The 26,024-nt window shown below is 71.4% G+C and carries 17 protein-coding genes and 2 pseudogenes; 16 read left to right on the top strand and 3 right to left on the bottom strand.

From position 1 onward, the window contains the following. Window positions 1–70 precede the first annotated feature (70 nt). From GTY58_RS15310 to GTY58_RS15255, 12 genes are all read left to right on the top strand, one after another. On the top strand, window positions 71–1,360 hold the full coding sequence (locus tag GTY58_RS15310) for a homoserine dehydrogenase (protein WP_010984350.1): 1,290 nt from the start codon (window positions 71–73) through the stop codon (window positions 1,358–1,360). A gap of 6 nt (window positions 1,361–1,366) precedes the next feature. Further along, on the top strand, window positions 1,367–2,425 hold the full coding sequence (gene thrC / locus GTY58_RS15305) for a threonine synthase (RefSeq protein ID WP_010984349.1): 1,059 nt from the start codon (window positions 1,367–1,369) through the stop codon (window positions 2,423–2,425). 337 nt (window positions 2,426–2,762) lie between these two features. Further along, entirely contained in the window at window positions 2,763–3,680 is a 918-nt protein-coding gene (gene thrB / locus GTY58_RS15300; RefSeq protein ID WP_010984348.1) for a homoserine kinase, read from the top strand. A 419-nt stretch (window positions 3,681–4,099) separates the two neighbouring features. Continuing rightward, window positions 4,100–6,166, top strand: coding sequence for a transcription termination factor Rho (rho, locus tag GTY58_RS15295; RefSeq protein WP_010984347.1), 2,067 nt, complete (start codon window positions 4,100–4,102; stop codon window positions 6,164–6,166). A 356-nt stretch (window positions 6,167–6,522) separates the two neighbouring features. Then, a complete protein-coding gene (locus GTY58_RS15290) occupies window positions 6,523–7,662 on the top strand; it encodes an LCP family protein (protein ID WP_010984346.1) in 1,140 nt (379 codons plus the stop codon). A 196-nt stretch (window positions 7,663–7,858) separates the two neighbouring features. Further along, window positions 7,859–8,080 (top strand): 50S ribosomal protein L31, encoded by a 222-nt coding sequence (gene rpmE / locus GTY58_RS15285; protein ID WP_010984345.1) that lies wholly within the window; start codon window positions 7,859–7,861, stop codon window positions 8,078–8,080. Window positions 8,081–8,254: 174 nt separating this feature from the next. Continuing rightward, on the top strand, window positions 8,255–9,331 hold the full coding sequence (prfA, locus tag GTY58_RS15280; RefSeq protein ID WP_010984344.1) for a peptide chain release factor 1: 1,077 nt from the start codon (window positions 8,255–8,257) through the stop codon (window positions 9,329–9,331). 88 nt (window positions 9,332–9,419) lie between these two features. After that, entirely contained in the window at window positions 9,420–10,259 is an 840-nt protein-coding gene (gene prmC / locus GTY58_RS15275; protein WP_037648928.1) for a peptide chain release factor N(5)-glutamine methyltransferase, read from the top strand. Between the two features lie 52 nt (window positions 10,260–10,311). Beyond that, complete coding sequence (locus GTY58_RS15270; RefSeq protein ID WP_010984342.1) at window positions 10,312–10,959, top strand: L-threonylcarbamoyladenylate synthase; 648 nt, start codon at window positions 10,312–10,314, stop codon at window positions 10,957–10,959. A 23-nt stretch (window positions 10,960–10,982) separates the two neighbouring features. Then, window positions 10,983–11,621: a protein-tyrosine-phosphatase gene (locus GTY58_RS15265; protein ID WP_242432320.1), complete on the top strand. Its 639-nt coding sequence runs from the start codon at window positions 10,983–10,985 to the stop codon at window positions 11,619–11,621. 144 nt (window positions 11,622–11,765) lie between these two features. Continuing rightward, on the top strand, window positions 11,766–13,037 hold the full coding sequence (gene glyA / locus GTY58_RS15260; RefSeq protein ID WP_010984340.1) for a serine hydroxymethyltransferase: 1,272 nt from the start codon (window positions 11,766–11,768) through the stop codon (window positions 13,035–13,037). A gap of 127 nt (window positions 13,038–13,164) precedes the next feature. Then, window positions 13,165–14,589, top strand: a complete 1,425-nt coding sequence (locus tag GTY58_RS15255) for an MraY family glycosyltransferase (RefSeq protein WP_010984339.1) — start codon at window positions 13,165–13,167, stop codon at window positions 14,587–14,589. Window positions 14,590–14,696: 107 nt separating this feature from the next. Here the strand turns inward: GTY58_RS15255 and GTY58_RS41350 are convergent, their stop codons facing one another. The 3 genes and pseudogenes from GTY58_RS41350 to GTY58_RS15240 form a co-directional block, all read right to left on the bottom strand. Continuing rightward, complete coding sequence (locus GTY58_RS41350; protein ID WP_255344778.1) at window positions 14,697–16,145, bottom strand: methylmalonyl-CoA mutase family protein; 1,449 nt, start codon at window positions 16,143–16,145, stop codon at window positions 14,697–14,699. Continuing rightward, window positions 16,130–16,609: pseudogene (locus tag GTY58_RS41345) on the bottom strand (4'-phosphopantetheinyl transferase superfamily protein); the annotation flags it as partial. The pseudogene GTY58_RS41345 and the gene GTY58_RS41350, both read right to left, overlap by 16 nt. After that, window positions 16,606–17,571 (bottom strand): metallophosphoesterase, encoded by a 966-nt coding sequence (locus tag GTY58_RS15240; protein WP_010984336.1) that lies wholly within the window; start codon window positions 17,569–17,571, stop codon window positions 16,606–16,608. The pseudogene GTY58_RS41345 and the gene GTY58_RS15240, both read right to left, overlap by 4 nt. A 334-nt stretch (window positions 17,572–17,905) precedes the next feature. Here GTY58_RS15240 and GTY58_RS15235 point away from each other — a divergent pair, with 334 nt between their 5' ends. The 4 genes and pseudogenes from GTY58_RS15235 to GTY58_RS15220 all read left to right on the top strand — a co-directional run. Further along, window positions 17,906–18,667 (top strand): alpha/beta fold hydrolase, encoded by a 762-nt coding sequence (locus GTY58_RS15235; RefSeq protein WP_037648927.1) that lies wholly within the window; start codon window positions 17,906–17,908, stop codon window positions 18,665–18,667. A gap of 668 nt (window positions 18,668–19,335) precedes the next feature. After that, a complete protein-coding gene (locus GTY58_RS15230; protein ID WP_159029021.1) occupies window positions 19,336–22,134 on the top strand; it encodes a LuxR family transcriptional regulator in 2,799 nt (932 codons plus the stop codon). Between the two features lie 147 nt (window positions 22,135–22,281). Continuing rightward, on the top strand, window positions 22,282–25,182 hold the full coding sequence (locus tag GTY58_RS15225; protein WP_137865244.1) for a LuxR family transcriptional regulator: 2,901 nt from the start codon (window positions 22,282–22,284) through the stop codon (window positions 25,180–25,182). Window positions 25,183–25,610: 428 nt separating this feature from the next. Beyond that, a pseudogene (locus GTY58_RS15220) lies at window positions 25,611–25,967 on the top strand (cytochrome P450); the annotation flags it as partial. Window positions 25,968–26,024: the final 57 nt, after the last annotated feature.

Raw genomic sequence — 26,024 nt, 5'->3', positions numbered from 1 at the left:
GGCCGGAAAGTCCCGTTCGGTGAGTGAGACTGGTCCAACCGTAGACGGTATGAGGAAACGAGGTCGGATGATGCGTACGCGTCCGCTGAAGGTGGCGCTGCTGGGCTGTGGGGTTGTCGGCTCAGAGGTGGCGCGCATCATGACGACGCACGCCGACGATCTCGCCGCCAGGATCGGGGCCCCGGTGGAACTCGCGGGCGTGGCCGTCCGCCGGCCCTCCAAGGTGCGTGAGGGCATCGACCCCGCACTGGTCACCACCGACGCCACCGCCCTCGTCAAACGGGGCGACATCGACGTCGTCGTCGAGGTCATCGGCGGTATCGAGCCCGCCCGTGCCCTGATCACCACGGCCTTCGAGCACGGCGCGTCCGTCGTCTCCGCCAACAAGGCGCTCCTCGCCCAGGACGGCGCCGCCCTGCACGCCGTCGCCGAGGAGCACGGCCGCGACCTCTACTACGAGGCCGCCGTCGCCGGTGCCATCCCGCTGATCCGGCCGCTGCGCGAGTCCCTCGCCGGCGACAAGGTCAACCGTGTGCTCGGCATCGTCAACGGCACCACCAACTTCATCCTCGACAAGATGGACTCGACGGGCGCCGGCTACCAGGAAGCCCTCGACGAGGCCACCGCGCTCGGGTACGCCGAGGCCGACCCGACCGCCGACGTCGAGGGGTTCGACGCCGCCGCCAAGGCCGCCATCCTCGCCGGAATCGCCTTCCACACGCGCGTGCGTCTCGACGACGTCTACCGCGAGGGCATGGCCGAGGTCACCGCCGCCGACTTCGCCTCGGCGAAGAACATGGGCTGCACCATCAAGCTGCTCGCCATCTGTGAGCGGGCCGCGGACGGGGGTTCCGTCACCGCGCGCGTGCACCCCGCGATGATTCCGCTCACCCACCCGCTCGCCTCCGTGCGCGGCGCGTACAACGCCGTCTTCGTCGAGTCGGACGCGTCCGGGCAGCTCATGTTCTACGGGCCGGGTGCGGGCGGCTCGCCGACCGCCTCCGCCGTGCTCGGCGACCTGGTCGCCGTGTGTCGCAACAAGCTCAGCGGCACGACCGGGCCCGGCGAGTCCGCGTACGCCGCCCTGCCCGTGTCGCCCATGGGCGAGGTCGTCACGCGCTACCACATCAGCCTTGACGTGGCCGACAAACCGGGTGTTCTCGCCCAGGTTGCCACCGTCTTCGCCGAGCACGGGGTGTCGATCGATACCGTGCGTCAGCAGGGCAAGGACGGCGAGGCCTCCCTCGTCGTCGTCACCCACCGTGCGTCCGACGCGTCCCTGAGCGGGACCGTCGAGGCACTGCGCAGCCTCGACACCGTGCGGGGTGTCGCCAGCATCATGCGGGTTGAAGGAGAGTAACGAGCAATGACCCACCAGTGGCGCGGAATCATCGAGGAGTACCGGGACCGGCTGCCCGTCTCCGACAGTACGCCGGTCGTGACGCTCCGTGAGGGCGGGACGCCGCTCGTGCCCGCGCAGGTGCTCTCCGAGCGCACGGGCTGCGAGGTCCACCTCAAGGTGGAGGGCGCCAACCCCACCGGGTCCTTCAAGGACCGCGGCATGACCATGGCCATCACGCGGGCCAAGGAGGAGGGCGCGAAGGCGGTCATCTGCGCCTCCACCGGCAACACGTCGGCCTCCGCCGCCGCGTACGCCGTACGCGCGGGCATGGTCTGCGCCGTGCTCGTCCCGCAGGGCAAGATCGCCCTCGGCAAGATGGGCCAGGCCCTCGTGCACGGCGCGAAGATCCTCCAGGTCGATGGCAACTTCGACGACTGCCTCACCCTCGCGCGCAACCTGTCCGACAACTACCCGGTGGCGCTGGTCAATTCGGTCAACCCGGTGCGTATCGAGGGGCAGAAGACCGCGGCGTTCGAGATCGTCGACATGCTCGGTGACGCGCCCGACATCCACGTCCTCCCGGTCGGCAACGCGGGCAACATCACCGCGTACTGGAAGGGCTATCAGGAGTACGCCGCCGACGGCATCGCCCGCCACAAGCCCCGTATGTGGGGCTTCCAGGCATCCGGCTCCGCCCCGATCGTGCGTGGCGAGGTCGTCAAGGACCCGTCGACCATCGCCACCGCGATCCGTATCGGCAACCCGGCGTCCTGGAAGTTCGCGCTGGCGGCGAAGGACGAATCCGGCGGTTTCATCGACGAGGTGACGGACCGTGAGATTCTGCGCGCCTACCGGCTGTTGGCCGCGCAGGAGGGCGTCTTCGTCGAGCCCGCGTCCGCCGCGTCCGTCGCCGGTCTGCTGAAGGCCGCCGAGCAGGGCAAGGTCGACCCGGGCCAGACCATCGTCTGCACGGTCACCGGCAACGGCCTCAAGGACCCCGACTGGGCCGTCGCGGGCGCTCCGCAGCCGGTCACGGTCCCGGTCGACGCGGCCACGGCGGCCGAGCGGCTCGGGCTCGCGTAAACGGTTCGCCCGGGCGGTTCGAGCGGTTCAGGCGGCTCGAACGGTTCGCCCGGGCGGTAGGGGTGGGCGGTACAGGCAGGGGTTTTGGGGGGTAACCCCCGGTAACCCCATGCTGCACCCCATGAGGGGTGCACGGGGGGCTTACGACACGCATCGTGCGCCTCCCGTGCGCCCTATGTCGCCACAGAACCTTCCTTCGATAGGCTGTACTGAACCCGCCCGCCGCATATGCCGCGGTGCCGCGCCGTCATTGCGGCCTCAGGGTCTCCGTGTACGTATCCAATGTCGTAGCGAATGTCATTCGACAATCCCGCAGCTCAAGGAGAGTCATCGAGCGATGGCCGGTCCAGCGTTCCGTGCCGCCGCCGTCCGGGTGCGCGTCCCCGCCACCAGCGCCAACCTCGGTCCGGGCTTCGACGCCCTGGGCCTGTCGCTGGGTCTGTACGACGACGTGGTCGTCCGGGTGGCCGACTCCGGGCTGCACATCGACATCGCGGGTGAGGGCAGCGAGACGCTCCCGCGCGACGAGAGGCATCTCCTCGCCCGCTCCCTGCGCACCGCCTTCGATCTGCTGGGCGGCCAGCCGCGCGGCCTTGAGATCGTTTGCGCCAACCGCATTCCACACGGCCGTGGCCTCGGCTCCTCGTCGGCCGCCATCTGCGCCGGCATCGTCGCCGCGCGAGCCGTGACCATAGGCGGGGACGGGAAGTTGGACGACACCGCCCTGCTCGAGCTCGCCACCGAGATCGAGGGACACCCCGACAATGTCGCGGCCTGTCTCCTCGGTGGTTTCACGCTCTCCTGGATGGAGGGCGGCGCCGCGCGCGCCATCAGGATGGAGCCTGCCGATTCCATCGTTCCGGTGGTTTTCGTGCCCGGAAAGGCGGTCCTGACCGAGACCGCGCGCGGACTGCTCCCGCGCAGCGTCCCGCATGTCGACGCCGCCGCCAACGCGGGCCGTGCCGCACTGCTCGTCGAGGCCCTGACCAGGCGCCCCGAGCTGCTGCTGCCCGCCACGGAGGACCGGCTGCACCAGGAGTACCGCGCCCCGGCCATGCCGGAGAGCATGGCGCTGGTGGAGCGGCTGCGGGCCGACGGCATCCCCGCGGTGATCTCCGGGGCCGGACCCACGGTCCTGGCGCTGGCCGACGAGGCGTCGGCCGACAAGGTCGCCCGTCTGGCGGGCGAGGGCTGGGCCGCCAACCGGCTGAGCCTCGACGCCCGGGGAGCGAGCGTGCTGCCGCTTGCCGCCTAGAGACCTGCCGAACTGCATACGGTTGCCGGGTTTGGAGAGGGGGAATGTTTGTTGGATCCGGTAGTGTTAACCTCAAGTCTGCACCCGACCCCGCCATGGCGAGGTGCTTCGTGTCCCCGTCCGGGACAACCATTCTTCCGGGAGCCTCCCAAGCCGCATTGTGTTCCGTACGTCATCGCGTACGTCGTACGCGGACGCTGAGCGGTTTGTCGAGCACGCTCCGGAATCGGCGTGACCCAGCCGCGTGACACCGACACTCCAGTGCCACGGCCCGGGAAAGCGCCATCACCAGAAATTCTCTTCCGCCACTTTGGCGGTCCACCGCCCCGGCACGGTCCACACAGACAGGACCAAAGCCGGACAGCACAACCGGTCGCCGAGCCAGACAGGCCGACGTCCGCTCCAGGGAAGGACCCTTCGTGAGCGACACCACCGATCTGATGGGCGCACGTGTCGAGGAGACCGCTGCCGCGCCCGCCACGGACGCCTCCGCGCCTGCCACCGGTGCCGGCTCCCGGCGGCGCCGCGGTACCGGCCTCGAGGGCATGGTGCTGGCCGAGCTGCAGCAGGTCGCATCCGGCCTCGGCATCAGGGGCACCGCGCGGATGCGCAAGAGCCAGCTGATCGAGGTCATCAAGGAGGCGCAGGCGGGCGGCGGCGCCCCGGCCAAGGCGGCAGCGTCCGCCGCGGACGCCACCGAGACCAAGCCCAAGCGCCGTGCCACCTCCAAGGCTCGTACGGGCGACGACGCCGCCCCCGCCGAGAAGGCGGAGCGGGCCGCGAAGCCCGCCGCCGAGAAGGCCGTGGCGCAGCAGCAGATCGAGATCCCCGGCCAGCCCGCCAGCGAGGACGCCCCGGCCGAGCGCCGCCGGCGCCGTGCCACCGCCGAGGCCGGCAGCCCCGAGACGGTCGCCGCCGAGGCGAAGAGCGAGCCGAAGGCCGAGACGCCCGCCGGCGAGGCCAAGGGCGACGCCGCCGACGGCGGCGAGGGCCGTCAGGGCCGCCGCGACCGCCGTGACCGTGGCGACCGCGGAGACCGTGGAGAGCGGGGCGACCGTGGAGACCGTGGAGAGCGGGGCGACCGCGGGGACCGCGGCCGGGACCGCGACCGCCGTGGCAACAAGGGCGACGAGCAGCAGGGCCAGGGCGGCCAGCAGCGCGGCGGCGGCCAGCAGCAGGCCACCGGCCGCCAGGACCGCCAGGACCGTCAGCGTGACAACGGCCCGCAGGACGACGACGACTTCGAGGGTGGCCGCCGCGGTCGCCGCGGTCGTTACCGGGACCGCCGTGGCCGCCGTGGCCGCGACGAGTTCGGCGCCAACGAGCCGCAGGTCGCCGACGACGACGTCCTGATCCCCGTCGCGGGCATCCTGGACATCCTCGACAACTACGCGTTCATCCGGACGTCCGGCTACCTGCCGGGTCCGAACGACGTGTACGTCTCCCTCGCCCAGGTCCGCAAGAACGGCCTGCGCAAGGGCGACCACGTCACCGGCGCGGTCCGTCAGCCCAAGGACGGCGAGCGGCGCGAGAAGTTCAACGCGCTCGTCCGCCTCGACTCGGTCAACGGCATGGCGCCCGAATCCGGGCGCGGGCGACCGGAGTTCAACAAGCTGACGCCCCTTTACCCGCAGGACCGGCTCCGCCTGGAGACCGACCCGGGCGTGCTGACGACCCGCATCATCGACCTCGTCGCGCCGATCGGTAAGGGCCAGCGCGGTCTGATCGTGGCCCCGCCGAAGACCGGCAAGACCATGATCATGCAGGCGATCGCCAACGCGATCACGACCAACAACCCCGAGTGCCACCTGATGGTCGTCCTGGTCGACGAGCGTCCGGAAGAGGTCACCGACATGCAGCGGTCGGTGAAGGGCGAGGTCATCTCCTCGACCTTCGACCGCCCGGCCGAGGACCACACCACGGTCGCCGAGCTCGCCATCGAGCGCGCCAAGCGGCTGGTGGAGCTGGGCCACGACGTGGTCGTCCTGCTCGACTCGATCACGCGTCTGGGCCGTGCGTACAACCTCGCCGCGCCCGCCTCCGGCCGCATCCTGTCCGGTGGTGTCGACTCGACCGCGCTGTACCCGCCGAAGCGCTTCTTCGGTGCCGCGCGCAACATCGAGGACGGCGGCTCGCTGACCATCCTGGCCACCGCGCTCGTCGACACCGGCTCGCGCATGGACGAGGTGATCTTCGAGGAGTTCAAGGGCACCGGCAACGCGGAGCTCAAGCTCGACCGGAAGCTCGCCGACAAGCGCATCTTCCCGGCGGTGGACGTCGATGCGTCCGGCACCCGTAAGGAAGAGATCCTGCTCGGCAGCGACGAGCTCGCCATCACCTGGAAGCTGCGTCGCGTGCTGCACGCGCTCGACCAGCAGCAGGCGATCGAGCTGCTGCTCGACAAGATGAAGCAGACGAAGTCGAACGCCGAGTTCCTGCTCCAGATTCAGAAGACGACGCCGATGCCGGGCAACGGCAACGACTGACGCGTCTGCTTCAGAGGGGCCGCCCCCGACACCGACCGACCGGTGCCGGGGGCGGCCCTTTTCCGTTGCACGTGCGTACGTCCCGCGGAGACCTTTGCCACAGGCGGCCCGTCCGCCGGGGCCTTCGCACCGCTCCGCAAACTCCCGCGAAACCGCAGGTGAGCCCCGTATCGCCGACTCGCACAGTCACTGGGCGTCACTAAATCCGCACACACTGGACACACTGCGTTGTGCAACCCTTTCCCGAGTTTCCCCGTCTGACCGTACGGAGTGACCACGAAGCGGTACGCGTCACGACAGACCGGGCCTGGCCCTGAAAGCAGGGGATAACCGACCGACACAGGACTGAGGAGCACATGTCTGCCGAGAGCACGCCGGAACCCGGCATACCGGGGAGCACCGGCACCGAGGGCCCGCGCCGCCGCGCCAAGGGGCGCCGCAGAAAGCCCCCCGGCACGCGCCGCAAGGCCCTGCTCATCACGGCCTGGGCGGCCGCGGGCGTCGTCGTCCTCGGGGGGACCGGCGCCGGCTACCTCTACTTCAAGCTCAACGGCAACATCAAGAGCGTCGACATCAACCAGGCCCTCGGCACCGACCGGCCGCTGAAGGTCGACGACGGCTCCGAGAACATCCTGGTCCTCGGCTCGGACACGCGCTCCGGCAGCAACAAGAAGCTGGGCGGCGGCACCGACGACGGCAGCGCCCGCTCGGACACCGCGATGATCGTGCACATCTACCGGGGTCACAAGAAGGCCAGCGTGGTCTCCATCCCGCGCGACACCCTCGTCGAGCGCCCCCGGTGCACCGGCCGCAAGGGCACCGTGTACCCGGGCTCGTCGAGCGCGATGTTCAACTCCGCGTACTCCACCGGCGGCGCCGCCTGCGCGGTGAAGACCGTCGAGTCGATGACCGGCATCCGCATGGACCACTACCTCGAGGTCGACTTCTCCGGCTTCCAGGACCTCATCGACGACCTCGGTGGCGTCCGGGTGACCACCACCAAGGACATCGCCGACAAGGACAGCCACCTCGACCTGAAGGCCGGCACTCACACGCTCGACGGCCGGCAGGCGCTCGGCCTGGTCCGCACCCGGCACGGCGTCGGCGACGGCTCCGACCTCGGCCGCATCCAGCTCCAGCAGGCGTTCATCAAGGCCCTGGTCAACCAGGTCAAGCACATCGGCGTCCTGACCAGCCCGACGAAGCTGTACGACCTCGCCGACACCGCGACCAAGACCGTCACCACCGATTCCGAACTGGCCTCCGTCAAGGACCTCGCGTCTTTCGCCGGCGGACTCAAGGGCATCAGCTCGTCCCACATGAACATGGTGACGATGCCGGTCCACTACGACGCGGCGAACGCCAACCGCGTCCTCGTCGATAAGGCCAAGGCCCAGCTGATCTGGAAGGCACTCAAGGACGACCGGGCCATCCCGAAGGCGGCCACCCACGGCACGGCCACCGGCTCCGCCAAGGGTGTCGTGACGTCCGGCTGACCGGTCGCACGAAAACCCTTGGGAGGCCGCACGAAACCCTTGGGAACAGGCCACGAAAAGCCCTCGGGAATAGATCGTCCCCCACCCCGGTTTTGGGGGATGCGCCCAGTCCTGGCAGACTGGTACGTCGGCTCCGGTTCACGCCCCCCGCATCCCGCGGCGGCGACCCGGCGCCCTCCCGAAACTAGGAGACACCTTGAAGCGCGACATCCACCCCGAGTACGTCGAGACGCAGGTCAGCTGCACCTGTGGCGCGTCGTTCACCACCCGTAGCACGATCTCCAGCGGCACCGTCCGCGCCGAGGTCTGCTCCGAGTGCCACCCGTTCTACACGGGCAAGCAGAAGATCCTCGACACCGGTGGCCGTGTGGCCCGCTTCGAGGCCCGCTTCGGCAAGGCTGCCGCTGCCAAGAAGTAGCGAGCCCACAGCGCCGGTCTCCGGTGCCTCCGTACCGGGGGCATCGGGACCGGCGCTTTGCGGTGCAGCCACCCTCCCCCAGGTTCTCGACTTCGCTCGAGCGGGGGGAACCCCCATGCCGTACCTACGTCCCACGCCCGTACCGGAGCGGGGGACAGCCCATTGGAGCCGGAGATGTTCGAGGCGGTCGAGGAACTCATCGGCGAGCACGCCGACCTGGAGAAGAAGCTCGCTGACCCGTCGGTGCACGCCGACCAGGCCAACGCGCGCAAGCTCAACAAGCGCTACGCCGAGCTGACCCCGATCGTCGCGACGTACCGCTCCTGGAAGCAGACCGGGGACGACATCGAGACGGCGAAGGAGTTCGTCGCCGACGACCCCGACTTCGCCGCCGAGGTCAAGGACCTGGAGAAGCAGCGCGAGGAGCTCACCGAGAAGCTCCGGCTGCTGCTGGTCCCGCGTGACCCCAGCGACGACAAGGACGTCATCCTCGAGATCAAGGCGGGCGCGGGCGGCGACGAGTCGGCCCTCTTCGCCGGCGATCTGCTGCGCATGTACCTGCGCTACGCCGAGCGCGTCGGCTGGAAGACCGAGATCATCGACTCCACCGAGTCCGAGCTCGGCGGCTACAAGGACGTCCAGGTCGCCGTGAAGACCAAGGGCGGCCAGGGTGCCACCGAGCCCGGCCAGGGCGTGTGGGCGCGGATGAAGTACGAGGGCGGTGTGCACCGCGTGCAGCGGGTGCCGTCGACCGAGTCGCAGGGCCGTATCCACACCTCCGCCGCCGGTGTGCTGGTCACGCCCGAGGCCGAGGAGGTCGACGTCGAGATCCACGCGAACGACCTGCGGATCGACGTCTACCGCTCGTCGGGCCCCGGCGGCCAGTCCGTCAACACCACCGACTCCGCGGTGCGCATCACGCACCTGCCCACCGGTGTGGTCGCCTCCTGCCAGAACGAGAAGAGCCAGTTGCAGAACAAGGAGCAGGCGATGCGTATCCTGCGCTCCAGGCTCCTCGCGGCGGCCCAGGAGGAAGCGGAGCGGGAGGCCGCGGACGCCCGCCGCAGCCAGGTCCGCACCGTCGACCGCTCCGAGAAGATCCGTACGTACAACTTCCCGGAGAATCGCATCTCGGACCACCGCGTCGGCTTCAAGGCGTACAACTTGGACCAGGTGCTCGACGGGGACCTCGACGCGATGATCCAGGCCTGCGTCGACGCGGACTCGGCCGCGAAGCTCGCCGCCGCGTAACAGCGGTACCCAGCACACGACAACAGCTCAGCCCCGGAGGACCAGCGTGCAGCAACATTTTGGGGGTCGACCCCCAAACCCCCGCAGCGTGCTGCTCGCGGAAGTGGCCCAGGCCACCCAGCGGCTGGCCGACGCCGGCGTGCCCTCTCCGCGCAATGACGCGGAGGAGCTCGCCGCCTTCGTGCACGGCGTCAAGCGGGGCCAGCTGCACCTCGTCAAGGACGCGGACTTCGACGCCCGCTACTGGGAGATGATCGCGCGCCGCGAGGCCCGCGAGCCGCTCCAGCACATCACCGGGCTGGCCTACTTCCGCTACCTCGAACTCCAGGTGGGGCCGGGGGTGTTCGTCCCACGCCCGGAGACCGAATCCGTCGTCGGCTGGGCCATAGACGCCGTACGCGCCATGGATGTCGTCGAGCCGCTGATCGTCGACCTGTGTACGGGCTCCGGCGCCATCGCGCTCGCCCTCGCGCAGGAGGTGCCGCGCTCCCGCGTGCACGCCGTGGAGCTGTCCGAGGACGCCCTCCGGTGGACCCGCAAGAACGTCGAGGGGTCCAGGGTCGACCTGCGCCAGGGAGACGCCCTGGAGGCCTTCCCCGACCTCGACGGCCAGGTCGACCTCGTCATCTCCAACCCGCCGTACATCCCGCTCACCGAATGGGAGTACGTCGCCCCCGAGGCGCGGGACCACGATCCCGAACTCGCCCTGTTCTCCGGAGAGGACGGGCTCGACCTCATCCGCGGCATCGAGCGCACCGCGCACCGACTGCTGCGGCCCGGCGGCGTCGTCGTCATCGAGCACGCCGACACGCAGGGCGGCCAGGTGCCGTGGATCTTCACCGAGGAGCGGGGCTGGGCCGACGCGGCCGACCACCCGGACCTCAACAACCGGCCGCGCTTCGCGACGGCCCGCAGGGCGATGCCGTGAGCACGCCCGACGTTTCTTCAAGCCGGCAGTACGTGTACGAGGAGGCCCGCTAATGGCTCGGCGATACGACACCAACGACGCGACCGACCGCGCGACCGGTCTGCGCGAGGCCGCGTCCGCCGTCCGCCGTGGCGAGCTCGTGGTGCTCCCGACGGACACGGTGTACGGCGTGGGCGCCGACGCGTTCTCGTCGGAGGCCGTCGCCGACCTCCTCCAGTCCAAGGGCCGGGGCCGCAACATGCCCACCCCCGTCCTCATCGGCTCCCCGAACACGCTGCACGGGCTCGTCACGGACTTCTCCGAGATGGCCTGGGAGCTGGTCGACGCCTTCTGGCCGGGCGCGCTCACGCTCGTCGCCAAGCACCAGCCGTCCCTCCAGTGGGATCTGGGGGACACCCGTGGCACGGTTGCCGTGCGCATGCCGCTGCACCCCGTCGCGCTCGAACTGCTGTCGGAGGTCGGCCCGATGGCGGTCTCCTCCGCGAACCTCACGGGCCACCCCGCGCCGGAGGACTGTGACGCCGCGCAGGAGATGCTCGGCGACTCCATCTCCGTCTACCTCGACGGCGGCCCGACCCCCGGCATCGTTCCCTCCTCGATCGTCGACGTGAGCGGCAAGATTCCGCTGCTGCTGCGCGAGGGGGCCCTGTCGGCGGAGGAGCTGCGCAAGGTCGTACCCGACCTCGAGGTGGCGAATTGACAGCCCCTGACGCGGGGCGTGGCATAGGCACGGGAATCACAGGGGCCGATGGGTTCTCTGGGGGTTCCTTCCGCATCCTCCACGTCAGCACCGGCAACGTGTGCCGCTCGCCGATCACCGAGCGGCTGACCCGTCATGCCCTGGCGGACCGGCTCGGGGACCCCCTGTGGGGCGGGCTGATCGTGGAGAGCGCGGGGACCTGGGGCCACGAGGGCGCGCCCATGGAGGCCAACGCGGAGGCGGTCCTCGCGGACTTCGGCGCGGACGCCTCCGGCTTCGTGGGCCGCGAACTCCTCGACGACCACGTCATCAGGGCCGACCTGGTCCTGACGGCGACCCGCGACCACCGCGCCCAGGTCATCTCCATGGGCCACTCGGCGGGCCTGCGCACCTTCACCCTGAAGGAGTTCACCCGCCTGGTCCGGGCGATCGATCCGGCGACGCTGCCTCCGCTGGAGGACGGTGTGGTGGAGCGCGCGCGGGCGTTGGTGCGGGCCGCGGCGGCGTTGCGGGGGTGGTTGCTGGCGCCGACGGCGGAGGCGGACGAGGTGTATGACCCGTACGGTGCGCCGTTGCCGTTTTTCCGGTCGGTGGGGGACGAGATACATCAGGCGCTGGATCCGGTGGTGACGGCGCTGACGGGGGTGCCCGCGCGGATGTGACGGGAGCGTGCGCGGGGGCGGCCCGGTTCTTTCGGGTGCGCCCGCGTCCGTCGGGTGCGCCCGTGCGGGTGAGACACCGGGCGTACCCCACACCCCGGGCCTACATTGGACGTAGCTCACCCCCGCTCAGGCCCGGAGCCCACCATGTCGGTCACGCATGTACCGGAAGCCGTACGGCCCGCCGTCGCCGGGGCCGACTTCGAGGCCCTTCGTCGGCAGGATCCCGAGCTGGCCGAGATCCTCATCGGGGAGCTCGACCGGCAGTCGACCACGTTGCAGCTGATCGCCGCCGAGAACTTCACCTCGCCGGCCGTGCTCGCCGCCCTCGGCTCACCGCTCGCCAACAAGTACGCCGAGGGGTACCCCGGTGCCCGGTACCACGGCGGCTGCGAGTTCGTCGATGTCGCCGAGCGCCTGGCCGTCGACCGGGCGACGGCCCTGTTCGGCGCCGCGCACGCCAATGTGCAGTCGCACTCCGGCTCGTCCGCGGTGCTCGCCGCGTACGCCGCGCTGCTGCGGCCCGGGGACACCGTCCTCGCGATGGGCCTGCCGTTCGGCGGCCATCTCACGCACGGCTCGCCCGCCAACTTCTCCGGCCGCTGGTTCGACTTCGTCGGCTACGGGGTGGACGCCGAGACCGGGCTCATCGACTACGAGCAGGTGCGCACCCTCGCACGGTCGCACCGCCCGAAGGCCATCGTCTGCGGATCCATCTCCTATCCCCGGCACATCGACTACGCGGCGTTCCGCGAGATCGCCGATGAGGTGGGCGCCCATCTCATCGCCGACGCCGCCCACCCCATCGGGCTCGTCGCCGGGGGAGCGGCGCCCAATCCGGTGCCGTACGCCGATGTCGTCTGCGCCACCACCCACAAGGTGCTGCGCGGCCCCCGCGGCGGCATGATCCTCTGCGGCGGTGAACTGGCCGAGCGCATCGACCGGGCCGTCTTCCCGTTCACGCAGGGCGGCGCGCAGATGCACACCATCGCCGCCAAGGCCGTCGCGTTCGGCGAGGCGGCGACCCCGGCTTTCGCCGCGTACGCCCGTCAGGTGGTCGCCAACGCGCGCGTGCTCGCCGAGAGGCTGGCCGCCGAGGGGCTCGCGATCACCACCGGCGGCACGGACACCCACCTGCTGACCGTCGATCCCGCGCCGCTCGGCGTGGAGGGCCGCACCGCCCGCGGCCGGTTGGCCGCCGCGGGCATGGTCCTCGACACCTGTGCCCTTCCTCACGGCGACGCCCGCGGTCTGCGCCTCGGCACGGCCGCGCTGACCACCCAGGGGATGGGCGAGACCGAGATGGCCCGCGTCGCCAAGCTGTTCGCGGGCGTGCTGCGGGACGAGACCGACAGCAAGACGGCACGTGAAGAAGTGCGGGAGCTGGCTGGTGGATTTCCGCCGTATCCCGGCCGGTGAACGGTGGACGGGACCTGGTACACAGCCACTCGTGCAACCATCGTCGCTACCCGGAAGTCCTCAACCATATGCACGCGAAGCTAGGGTGTGGGGCTGAGGATGGCCAGCGAGACCTGTGGGGAAGCCTGTGCGTGAATACCTGCTGACGCTCTGCATCACGGCCGCGGTGACGTATCTGCTGACAGGGCCGGTACGGAAGTTCGCGATCGTGGCCGGAGCCATGCCGGAAATCCGGGCGCGCGACGTGCACCGGGAACCCACGCCCCGGCTCGGCGGGATCGCGATGTTCTTCGGTCTGTGCGCCGGTCTGCTGGTCGCCGACCACCTGGAGAACCTCAACGAGGTCTTCGCCGACTCGAACGAGCCCCGGGCGCTGCTCTCCGGAGCGGCGCTGATCTGGCTGATCGGCGTCCTGGACGACAAGTTCGAGATCGACGCCCTGATCAAGCTGGGCGGCCAGATGATCGCCGCCGGCGTCATGGTCATGCAGGGTCTGACGATCCTGTGGCTGCCCATCCCGGGCTTCGGGCTGTTCGCCCTGACCCAGTGGCAGGGCACCCTGCTGACGGTGGCGCTCGTCGTGATCACCATCAACGCCGTGAACTTCGTCGACGGGCTCGACGGCCTCGCCGCCGGCATGGTGTGCATCGCGTCCGCCGCGTTCTTCATGTACGCCTACCGGATCTGGTACGGCTACGGACTGGAGGCCGCCGCCCCGGCGACCCTCTTCGCGGCGATCCTGATGGGCATGTGCCTCGGTTTCCTGCCGCACAACATGCATCCCGCGCGGATCTTCATGGGTGACTCGGGCTCGATGCTGATCGGGCTCGTGCTCGCCGCGGGCGCCATCTCGATCACCGGGCAGATCGACCCCGACGCGATGAACCTGTTCTCCGGTTCCGAGCGCAACACGGTCCACCAGACCGTCCCCGTCTACATCCCGCTGCTGCTGCCGCTGACGATCATCGCGGTGCCGGCCGCCGACCTGGTGTCGGCGATCGTGCGGCGCACCTGGCGCGGTCAGTCGCCGTTCGCGGCGGACCGCGGGCATCTGCACCACCGGCTGCTGGAAATCGGCCACTCGCACAGCCGCGCGGTGCTGATCATGTACTTCTGGTCGGCGCTGATCGCCTTCGGGGCGCTCGCCTACTCCGTCAACTCGGCGTCCATGTGGATCGTGCTGGGCATCGCCGCGCTCAGCGCCCTCGGGCTCGGTCTGCTCCTGCTGCCGCGGTTCACGCCGCGCGCCCCGCGCTGGGCCGAGCACGTCGTGCCGCCGCGCTACCGGCGCCGGAGGGCGGCGAGGACGGGCTCCGCGCCGGCCCTCGACGGCCTTCAGGCTTCCGTCGACGGCGATCACGGCGACCGTGCGGCGACGGCGCCTGCCGCTGCCGCCGAGGCGCGCGAGCCGAGCGCCCTCGGGCTGCACGGCAGCACCGCGCTGTCCGAGCTGTCGTCGAGCCCACGGACCCACGAGCGCGAGCGGGCGCACGAGCGGACCCACGAGCGCGAGCGGGCGCACGGCCTGTCGGGCGGTACGGGACGTAAGTGAGGGGCGGCCCGAGAGGGGCGTGCGGCTCCTGCGGGGCGTGCGGCCTCTGCGGAGGCGGGCTTGCGGACTCCGAGGGGCGTGCGGCCCTTGAGGAGCCCGCGTCGGAGTCAGGTGGCGCTGGGGCCCGTCCCCCACGTCGAGCGCAGGGCGTCGCAGACCTCGCCCACCGTGGCCCTGGCCGCCAGCGCCTCCCGCATGGGGTAGAGAACGTTGTCGTCGCCCTGTGCGGCCTTCCGCAGCCGTAGCAGGGCCTCGTCGACGGCGGGCTGGACGCGCCACGCGCGCAGCTTGGCCAGCCGCTCCGTCTGCCGGGCCTGGAGGTCGAGGGAGTCCTGGTGCGGCGGGTGCGGCCGGGGCGTGGCGGGCCGGTCGCCGTGGGGCCGGCCGAGCAGTTGGCCGGCCAGGCCGTGTTCGAGGACCGTGAGCGTCCCGCCGAGCCGTTCGATCCGGTCCACCAGAGCGGTCGCCCCGGCCTCGATGTCCTCCGTGCACGCCAGGGTGGCCAAGCCGTCCCGGGGGGTCCGGACGTACAGGCGCGGTGCGGTCCGGCCCGAACCGAAGCGCTCGTTCGCCGTCCTGGTCCACACCCGGCGCGTCGCCCGTAGCTTGGCCCGGTTCTCGCGGCCGGTGGTGCCGCCGACGAGGCAGAGCGTCAGGCGCGGTGCGACGGTCCGCACGTCCAGGCCCGCCGTCACGGCCGCGCGCAGGTACTCGATGCCGCCGGCGACGGTGAAGGCGACCTCCAGCGCCGGGTCCGCGCCGGTCCCGGCCAGATGGTGGCCGCACACGGACAGGCACTGCCAGCGCGGCAGCTCGGCCTGGCAGTAGGCGAACACGTTCATGGCAAGACGGAGGGACGGCCGCAGCGGGAAGACGCCGGGCCCGCGGGCGAGGAACTCCTTGAAGACGTCGCCCCGGACCGCCCCCGCCAGCCGCTGGGCCGGTGCCCCGTGCTCCTCGGCGACCAGCTGGTAGAGGACGAGGAGGGGGGCCGCCGGGGCGTCGACGGCCAGCGACGGGACGACCCGGTCCAGGCGGAGCCCGCCGAAGAGCACCCGCATGTCGTCGATCGAGTCGACGGCCACCCCGCGCCGGCCGACCAGTCCGCGCGCCGCCGGCGCGTCGGAGTCGAGTCCGGCGCGCGTCGGCAGGTCGAAGACGACCGGTACGGCCCGGGTGCCGCTGCCGACCAGCTGCCGGAACCGTGCGTTGGCGTCCGCGGCGGTGCTGTAGCCGGTCATGCGGTGGGGCGGTCGGTGGCGCGGTCGGTGGGCCGGCCGCCGGGCCGGTCGGCGGAACGGCCGGTGGGCGCGGAGTGCTTCGTACGGTCGTACGGCGACGGGGCGTGCGGTGTGTCCCGGCCGGGGCCGTCCACCACGACCGCCGTGACGATGATCCCGTGCCGGACGAGCCAGCGGCCGTGAAGGTCCCGCAGCTCCGGCTCGGCCGCGCGCAGGGCGGTGGGGAGCACCCGTACGCGGAAGGTGCTGCTGACGGGGTCGAGGTCGATCAGGGCCTCCTCGAAGCCCAGGGGCCGCCCGGTCGCCGGGAACCACGCCTTGTAGACGCTCTCCTTCGCGCTGAACAGCAGCTTTCCCCAGACGACACCGGGGTGCCGGGCCGTGTGCTCCTTGACCTGGAACTGCTCCGCGGGCAGCGCGACGGCCTCCAGGACTCCCTCCGGAAGCGGCCGGTCGGGCTCCGCGTCGATGCCGACGGCCCTGATGCCGGGGGCGCGGGCGACGGCGGCGGCGCGGTACCCGGCGCAGTGGGTGATCGCTCCGCACACACCGGCGGGCCAGCGGGGTGCGCCCCTCGGGGTGGCGAGCAGCGGGCCGGGCGGGACGCCGAGCGAGGCCAGTGCCCGGCGTGCGCAGTGCCGGCCGGTCGCGAACTCCCGGCGGCGGCTCTCCACGGCGTCCTGGACGAGGGCGGCCTCCCGGGGGTGCAGCGAGGAGACCGGGACGTCGGCGAAGACCTCGTGCGCCCGCACGCGCGGCGGCAGCAGCTGCTCGATCATGGCCGTCGGTCCGCGGGTGACGCGGTCCGGTGGCCCGGCGGTGCCGGTACGGGTACGGGCACGGGTGCCGGTGCCGGTGCCGGTGCCGGTGTCAGGATCTGGACCGGCCAGTCCGGGCGCCGGCCGTACCGCTGCCACTCCCGCGGGTAGCCGAGGGACACCTCGTGGTGCGGTACGTCGTCGCAGCGGATCGTCCGGGGAATGTGCAGATGCCCGTGGACGACCGCGGCCGCCCGGTACCGGAGGTGCCAGTCCGCCGTCGCCGTGGTGCCGCACCACAGGGCGAACTCGGGGTGCCGGAGGACGCGGGTGGGCTCCCGGACCAGCGGGAAGTGGTTGACCAGGACGGTGGGCAGGTCGTCCGGCAGGGCGTCGAGCCTGGCCCGGGTGGCCCTCACCCTGGCCCGGCACCAGGCCTCACGGCTCGGGTAGGGGTCCGGGTGGAGCAGGAACTCGTCGGTGCAGATCACGCCGGCGTCGTCGGCCAGGCGCAGCGCGTGGCTCTTCGACCAGGCTCCCGGGGGCAGGAAGCTGTAGTCGTAGAGGAGGAAGAGCGGTGCGACGGCCACGGGACCGCCCGCGCCGTGCCAGACGGGGTAGGGGTCCTCTGGGGTGACGACTCCCAGGGCGCGGCAGAGGTCCACCAGGTGCCGGTACTTGCGCTCGCCGCGCAGTTCGTCGGGGTCGCCGGGCGCGGTCCACAGCTCGTGGTTGCCGGGCGCCCAGATCACCTTGGCGAACCGGTCCCGGAGCAGGGAGAGCGCCCAGGTGATGTCGGCCACGCTCTCGGCCACGTCTCCGGCGACGATGAGCCAGTCCTCGGCACAGCCCGGGTGCAGGTCCTGGACGATGTCCCGGTTCTGTCGGTGGCGTACGTGGATGTCGCTGACGGCCAGGAGCCGGCCGCCGTGGGAGGGGCCGCCGAGAGCGGCGGTGGAGCCGTCGTGCCTGTCCTGGCTCACCGGTGCCCCCTATGTCCCTGACCGGACCTGCGTACCCCGCACCGGACCTGTGCCGGATGCGGGCCGCCGGGTCGCGGCGGCCGTACCCCTCACAGCCTGATCCACCGCTGCGCCCGGTGGAACCCCTAATTCGCCCCCCGACTCCGGGCCTTGCTGTCCGTTCCCCGAGGAATGAGGGGATTCTGGCCATGTTGTTCATGGATAAAAGGCGGTAGGGGGGATGCGCGTTCGATTAGGGGTTGTGGGGGGACCCAGGGGCCGCGAAGCATGGTGCTGCGAGACAGCACGGCCGACGGGTCACAGCCCATGGGCCACCTGTAGCACGAAAGGTTCTATGGTGAGTGCCAACCGCGTTGACGGGAACCTGTGGGTCCGCCAGTTCCACCCGGCGCCGACCGCGGCCACAAAGCTCGTCTGCCTCCCACACGCTGGTGGATCCGCCTCGTACTTCCTGCCCGTTTCGAAGGCGCTGGCTCCCGGCGTCGACGTACTCGCCATCCAGTACCCGGGGCGGCAGGACCGGCGCCACGAGAAGTGCATCGACAACATCGCCGAGCTGGCCGACGCCGTGACGGCCGTACTGGAGCCCCTGGCCGACCGGCCGCTGGTGCTGTTCGGCCACAGCATGGGGGCCACCCTCGCGTTCGAGGTGGCCCTGCGGCTGGAGCGGAAGGGCATCGTGCCCCTCGCGCTGTTCGCCTCGGGCCGGCGGGCTCCTTCGCGCCACCGTGACGAGAGCGTGCATCTGCGCGGCGACGACGAGATCATCGCCGAGCTGAAGACGCTGAGCGGGACGCGGTCCGAGGTGCTCGGGGACGAGGAGATCCTGCGCATGGTGCTGCCCGCCATCCGCAGCGACTACAAGGCGGCCGAGACCTATCGGTACGCCGGCGGGGCGCGGCTCACGGCGCCGATCCACGCGCATTTCGGGGTGGAGGATCCGCGGGTCAGCCTCGATGAGGCGCAGGCCTGGGCGGACCACACGACCGGTCACTTCGAGCTCCGGAGCCATCCGGGCGGCCACTTCTACCTCAATGACCAGGCTCCACGCGTCATCGAGGAGATCGCCCGGGTCAGTTCGTCCGTCGCTTCGTAGCACTCGCCGGGTGCGGCTCGGGCCGCACCACGGTCTCCGCGCAGGGCCCGGTCCGGGCCCAGGTGGTCCCCGTTCAGTGTCGAGCGGCGGGCGGTGTGCCGCCGGTGCGAGCCGGCCCGGCACGAGTTGCTCCTGAATCGGGGAACGGTACATCCGGGAGTCCGGCGTCACGCCCCCGCGAGGACGCGGTGGCGCGCCCCGTCACGTCGGGCCCATGCCCGGGCGCCTTTTCGGGATTCCACACGACCGGCCGGCCGAGCGCGCATTCGGTGCGCTTCCTGTATTCCGTGCCTTTTTGTTTCCTTTCCTTTCGGGCGGGATTCCGGGCTCATTGCGGAACGGTGGCGCATCGGTCGAAGGCTGTGACATTTCTCGGTGAACCCTGTGGGCCCCGCACCCGTCCGCACCCTCCCGACCTGCACAGGTGTGGGCTCCGGCCTGCGCGGTTGCGGTGTTGGCCGATTTTTGACCGTTGAGTGGCTGAATTTTTTCACACATTGACAGTAGTTGCTCACTGATGTTTGACTCGTTCAGGTTTTGAGTGTTTGGAGGGTGAAAGCGGGGGAGTGGCAAATGGTATTTCCGGAGCCTTTCGGTGCCTCCCGTCTCCTGCTGCACGCTGCAACTTCTGGTTTTAGGTCGGATCGATGCGGGGTGTTTCGCGATTCATGGTGCTGATTGGGCGAGGTCAAGAAATAGATCGACTGCGCGCGGCCTATTCTTCAGTTCGTTCCACCGGTAGATCACGGGCCGTACTCGTCGAGTCGGCGGCCGGGTGCGGCAAGAGCGAGATCCTGGAGGATCTCGTACGGCATGTGGAATCGCTCGGCCTGATCGCTCTGCGCGCCACGGCGATCGCCGAGGAACGAAACACCCCGCTGAGTGTGCTCCGGAGTCTGGTCAACGGGGCTCCTTTCCCGGACGACCTCGTGCGGCGCTTTCACACGATGAGCGACGCGGCGGCCCGGATGATTTCCACGGAGGGCCGGGACAAGGCACGCCGCGACGCCGCCTGGTACGAACTGATGCGGACCTTCTGTACCGAGGTCCGCGCCCTCGCCCAGCGGGCGCCCCTGGTGGTGGCCGTCGACGACATCCACCACGGGGACGCCGACTCCCTTCGCCAGCTGCTCCATCTGGCCCGGCACTGCCGCAACGTGCCGGTGCTGCTGACGTTCACGCAGTCGCTCGCCGGCGGTCCGGCGGACCGGACCTTCGGCGCGGAACTGCTGAGGCAGCCGAACCTCGAACACATACGGCTGCCGAGGTTCTGTCGTCAGGACATCGCCGACATGCTGGCCGAGCAGGGACGCGCGGACGCCGGTCAGGGCACGGTGGAGCGCTACTTCGCGGTCAGCGGCGGCAATCCGCTGCTGCTGCGAGCCCTCCTGGAGGACGCCCGCCTCGAGCCCGACGACACCGTCGACGCCCAGGACGTGGGGCCCCGGGCCGGGCAGGCGTACGGCCGCGCGGTCCTCGCCTGTCTGGACCGCGGCGGAGAGAAGGCACACGAGGTCGCCGCCGGACTCGCCGTGCTGGGCGGGGCGTTCACCCATGAACTGCTCTCCCGCTTACTCGACATCTCCGCCGCGGCGCTCACCGAGAACCTGCGCGCGCTGCGGGCCGCCGGCATCGTGGTCGGCACGTCCTTCCAGCACCCGGCGGCCAAGGCCGCGGTCCTGGACTCCCTGGAGCCGTCGCACCGCCTCCGGCTGCACCAGCGGTCCGCGGCGTTGCTGCACGCCTCCGGCGCACCGGCGGCCCTGGCGGCCGAACACCTCCACGAGGCCGGACAGGCCGACGGCGCCTGGGCGGTGGGCGTGCTCCAGCAGGCCGCCGAACAGGCCCTGCTGGCGGACGAGGCACGGCGGGCCGTGTCGTACCTCGAACTCGCCCACGCCGCGAGCGCGGACCCGCGGGGCCGTACCGAGATCAAGATCAGGCTCGGCTCCGTCACGCGCCGGGTCAGCGCGGCCGACGCCGAACGCCATGTGGACGACGCGCTGCGGGGGTTCGGGGCCGGCCTGCTCACCCCGTCGGACACGGGCGGCCTCGCCGCGCTGCTGCTGGCCCACGGACGGCTGGAACAGGCGCGCTCGGTGCTGGAGCAGGGACGGCGGCCGGGCGACGGCGACGCCGACCGCACAGCCGCGCGGCGACAGCTCGCCGAGATCCGCGACAGCGTGCTGAACCGGGGCGCGTGGTGCGCGGGCACCCGGGCCGCCTGGCACGAGAACCCCGCCGGGCGGCCGTCGACGGGCCGGGCGGGCACCGGCCTGCGCGCCTGGCTCAGTGGGTCGCACGCCGCGCTGCTGGCCCAGCGCATCGCGGGCACCGAGGGCCTGCTGGAGATCACACACCTGACCGACGCCACGTTCGACCTGGTACTCAACGCGGTCTGGACGCTGCTCGCGCTCGGCGCCGTCGAGCGGGCCCTGCACTGGTGCGACACGTTCCTGCGAGAGGCGAAGCGGCGCGACGCGCCGGGCTGGGAGGCGGTCTTCGCGGCCGTACGCGCCGAGGGGGCCCTGCGCGGCGGCAATCTGGCCGAGGCGGAGCGGGACGCCCGCCGCTGTTTCGCGGTCCTGCCGGAACGGCACCGGTCGGCCCTGGAGGGCAGCGCGGTCTCGTACCTGGTGACGGTCCAGATCGCGCGGGGCAAGTACGAGGACGCGGCACGGCAGTTGAGCCGGCCCATGGCGGACTCGCTGCCCGACACCATCCACTGGCTCGACTATCTGCGGGCCCGCGGGCTCTACTACATGGCCACCCGGCAGTACCACTCGGCGCTGCGTGACTTCCACGAGGTGGGCCGCCTCGCCGAGCGGTGGGGCACGGACTGGCCCGCCCTGCTGCCCTGGCGCACGGACACGGCCGAGGCGCTGCTGCGCCTCGGGGAGCGGGAGCAGGGGCTGCGGCTGGCCACCGAGCAGCTGGCCATGGTGCAGGACGGCGCCCCGCGCATCAAGGGCATCTCACTGCGCCTCCAGGGGCTCGCGTCGGAGCCCGCCGCCCGGCTCGGGCTGCTCAACCGGGCCGTCGTGGAGCTGAGCCGCGCGGACGACCGGCTGGAGCTCTCGCGCACCCTGTTCGACCTGGCCGACGCCCACCGGGAGACCCGGCAGACCCGGCAGGCGGCGATGGTCCTGCGCCGGGCGCGGCAACTGGCGAAGAGCTGCGGGGCGCAGCCGCCCCGGGACCGGATCGGTTCGCCCGACGCCGCGGGGGCGTCGGGGGAACTCTTCGGCGAGGGACCCGAACGGAACGCCGACTGGGGACATCTCAGCGAGTCCGAACGCCGGGTCGCCGGCCTGGCCGCCAGCGGATATACGAACCGTGAGATCTCGGTAAGACTCTACATAACCATGAGTACGGTGGAGCAACACCTTACCCGAGTTTACCGAAAGCTAAAGATAAACGGACGTGAGGAATTGCTGGCCGAAGCCCGCGCGGGTGTGCAGGTCTGAAACCGCCGGGGGTGAGGTTAGGGGGGTGGGAAAACCTAGGGGTTGGTCCCCGGGGTGGCGCCGGATAGTGTCGAAACGGCTGAAACAGCATTACTGGAGCGGTTGAGAAAAGCAATCCCAGATTCTGTGCCAACGCGGGGAGAACGAGTGGAACTGGCGGATTCCGGCGACCTTTTGGAAATATTCGAGCGTACCGAGGAAATGGCGCGGCTCGCGCATGTGCTGGCGAGTGCCGGACAGGGCGAAGGCGGTGTGGTCCTCGTCAACGCGGGGCCGGGAGTCGGCAGAACGGCACTGCTCGACGCGTTCCTGCGGAAGGCCACCGAATCCGGCGCCCGGGTGTGCGCCGCCGCGGGCTCGTCCGCCGAGACCGAGGCCGAGTTCGGCGTCGTCGGCCAGCTTTTCCCGCCGACCGGTCCGCTGGGCGCCGGATTCCGATTGGCCCGGGCGATCGGGAGCCGCGACGCCGGTCCCGGGCTCGACGCGGACCGGCTCTTCGACGCGCTGTGCCAGGAGCTCCGGCGCCGGCCGACGGTGATCGCCGTCGACGACGCGCAGCTCGCCGACGCGGCCTCGCTGCGGTTCCTGCGGTACCTCGTACGACGGCTGCGGACGGCCCCGGTCATGATGGTGCTCACCGAACCCACCGGGCCCGACGCGCTGCCGCCGTCCTTCCAGGCCGAACTCCTGCGCCATCCGCAGTGCCGCCGCCTCGGACTGCTGCCCCTGTCCCGGGACGGTGTCACCCAGGTGGTCTCGGCCCAGGTGGGCAGCGACCGGGTACCGCGCCTCGCGGCGGACTTCCACGCCATCAGCGGGGGCAACCCGCTCCTCGTCCACGCGCTGCTGGCGGACCACCGGGCAGCGCACCGGCTCTCACCTGTCCCCTCTGTCCCTACTGTCCCCTCTGTTTCCTCTGCCTCGTCAGCTGCGTCTGCCTCGTCCGCTGCGTCCGCTGCGTCCGCCGTGTCCGCCGCGCCCGCCGCCAGTGCCGCCTTCGCCAAGGCGGCCCTCGCCTGGGCCTACCGCGACGAGCCCGTGCTCTTCGACGTCGCCTGCGGCTTCGCCGTACTCGGCGAGTCGGCGACCCCCGCCCGGGTGGCCTGTCTGGTCGACCGGGGGGCCGACGCCGTCGACCAGGTCATGACGGCGCTGGACACGGCGGGCCTGCTGGCGGGCGGCACCTTCCGCAGCGCCCTCGTCGGCAAGGCCCTGCTGGAGCACGTGGACGTGGAGACCAGGGCGGAACTGCGCCGCCGCGCCGCCCGGCTGCTCCATGGCGACGGAGCGCCGGCGACCGTCGTCGCGCGGCATCTCCTCGCCGCCCCGGTCGCCGAGCCCTGGGCGGGCCGCACCCTGCTCGCCGCCGCGGAGAAGGCCATGCAGGAAGGGCGGGAGGAACTCAGCCTCGACTGCCTGCGACTGGCCGGACAGAGCGCGACGACCGAACAGGAACGCGCCGCCGTCGTCATGGCCCGGGTGAAGATCGGCTGGGAGATCGACCCCCGGCTGGTGAGCCCGTGGCTCGACGAACTCGTCGCCGCGCTCAGGCGGGGCGACCTCAGGAGCGGGGACGCCGCCTGGATCGTCAAGCACCTCGCCTGGCAGGACCGTTTCCCTGAGGCCGTGGAGAGCCTCTCGACGCTGGCCGCGGCCGGCGATGCCGGCGAACCCGGCGTGGAGGCCGAACTCCACTTCGTACGGCACTGGTTGCGCCACTCCTGTCCGCCGTTGGAGGCGAGCGTCCCGGGCCCCTCGAACCCCACGAGGCCGCGCACGCCCCGCCTGCGCCGGGTGAGCCCGGCCTCCTACGCCGGCGAGGTGCTCGGCAAGGTCCTCACCGAGGGCCCCGACGACCACACCGTCGCCATGGCGGAGGAGATCCTGCGGGGCTGCCGGTACAGCGAGACGGTCGTCGAGGCCCTGGAGGCGGCGCTCCTGGCCCTGGTCTACGCGGGGCGTCCGGACCGCGCGGCGTTCTGGTGCGACGGGCTGCTCCAGCAGGCCGGAACCCGCTCGACGGGCACGTCGGTGGCGATCCTCTCCGGCATCCGGGCGGAGATCGCGCTCAGGCAGGGCGCGCTGCCCGCCGTGGAACAGTACGCGCGCAGCGCCCTCTCGGCCATCTCGCTGCCCGGCTGGGGGGTGGCCGTCGGCTCCCCGCTGGCCGCACTGGTGCACTCCACCACGGCGTCGGGGATGAGCGGGGTGGCCGGGGCCTGGCTCAACCAGGCCGTCCCCGACGGTATGTTCCGCACCCGCCACGGACTCCTCTACACCCACGCCCGGGGCCACTACCACCTCGCCGTCGACCGCCCGGCCGCCGCCCTCGACGACTTCCTGACCTGTGGCGGGCTCGCGAAGGAGTGGGGCATGGACGTGCCCACGTTCCTTCCGTGGCGGACCTCCGCGGCGCAGGCGCAGCTCGCCCTCGGCAACCCCGGTCAGGCGCGGGCGCTGGTGCGGGAGCAGCTCGGGCGGCCGGGCGGCAGTACGGCGAGGGCCCGCGGAGTGGCCCTGCGCCTGCTCGCCGCCACGGGCGAACCCGGCCGGCGTCCCGCGTTGCTGCGCGAGTCGGTCAACCTGCTGGAGAGCTGCGGCGACCAGGTGGAACTCCTCCGTGCCCTGGCCGATCGCTGCCAGGCGTTGGACCACGTCGGTGCGCCCGCGAAGGCACGGATGACGGCCCGGCACGCCAGGAACGTCGCCGACGCCTGCGGCGGGGATGCGCTGTTCCGCAAGCTCTTCCGGGACGAGGTGCCCGACCGCGAGGGCGACCCCGACGGGCTGACGGGCGAGGAGCAGGGCTCCGCGAGCCTGACGGCGGCGGAGCGGCGGGTCACCGCCCTGGCCGCGCTCGGCCACTCCAACCGCGAGATCGGGCGCAAGCTGTTCATCACCAAGAGCACCGTCGAGCAGCACCTCACCCGCGTCTACCGGAAGCTCGGGGTGCGCAACCGGGCCGACCTGGGCGATCTGCTCGCCGGGACGAACCTCGGCGCCGGGACACCGGCCATGGCCATGGCGTCCTCGGCCGTCGCGGGCTGAGGACGCTGTCGCGGGCTGAGGACGCCCTGTGTGGCGGCGGTCGCCCTGTGGGGCGGTGGTGACCCGTGTGGCGGCTGTGAGGGGTTGTTTAGTGGTTGAGGCTAGGGGCGGCGCGCTCGGATATTCGGTGGGAACTGCGGCCCTTCCGTAGCACCGAATGCGCGTCGTGCATTTCGCGTCGTGCATTCCTGAATTCCGTCGGCCGAATCGGCGCCGACCTCCCCGGTGTTCACCGGTGTTTCGCCGGTGTTCGCCGGTGTCCCCGGTGTACATGAACCGGCTCACGGCCGAGAAGCAGCGGGAACCGGACGAGGGGCTCATCAGCCACCTGTTGACCAGCGTGAACTGCCCGCCGACGAAGTCGCGGGCGCCGGCCTGCTGTTGCTGCTCGCCGGGCACGAGCTCACCATCGTGCGGAACGGCGGGGGCGGGTCGCCCTGGAGGACGTGGAGGTCGGCGGGCAGACGATCAGGGCGGGGGAGGGCGTGCTGTGCACGCTGTCCACCGCCAACCGCGACGAGGGGGCGTTCACCGACCCCGATGAGCTGGACCTGCGGCGCGACGCCCGCAGCCACCTGAGCTTCGGGTTCGGGATCCATCAGTGCATCGGCCAGTCGCTGGCCCGCGCCGAACCGCAGATCGCCCTGGAGACACTGCTGCGCAGGCTCCCGGGGCTGCGACTGGCGGCCTCCTTCGAGGAGTTGCGGTTCCGGGACGGGGTCGGGTTCTACGGGGTCAAGGAGCTGCCGGACCCCTGTCCCGCACTGCCGCCGGACCGGCCCTAAGGGGTCGGGTAGTGGTTGAGGCTAGGGGCGGTGGACTCGGATATTCGAAATGAACTG

Origin of the sequence: Streptomyces sp. SID5469 (assembly GCF_009862865.1) — a bacterium.
Taxonomy (GTDB): domain Bacteria; phylum Actinomycetota; class Actinomycetes; order Streptomycetales; family Streptomycetaceae; genus Streptomyces; species Streptomyces avermitilis.
This window is presented reverse-complemented; position numbering and strand designations above follow the sequence as displayed.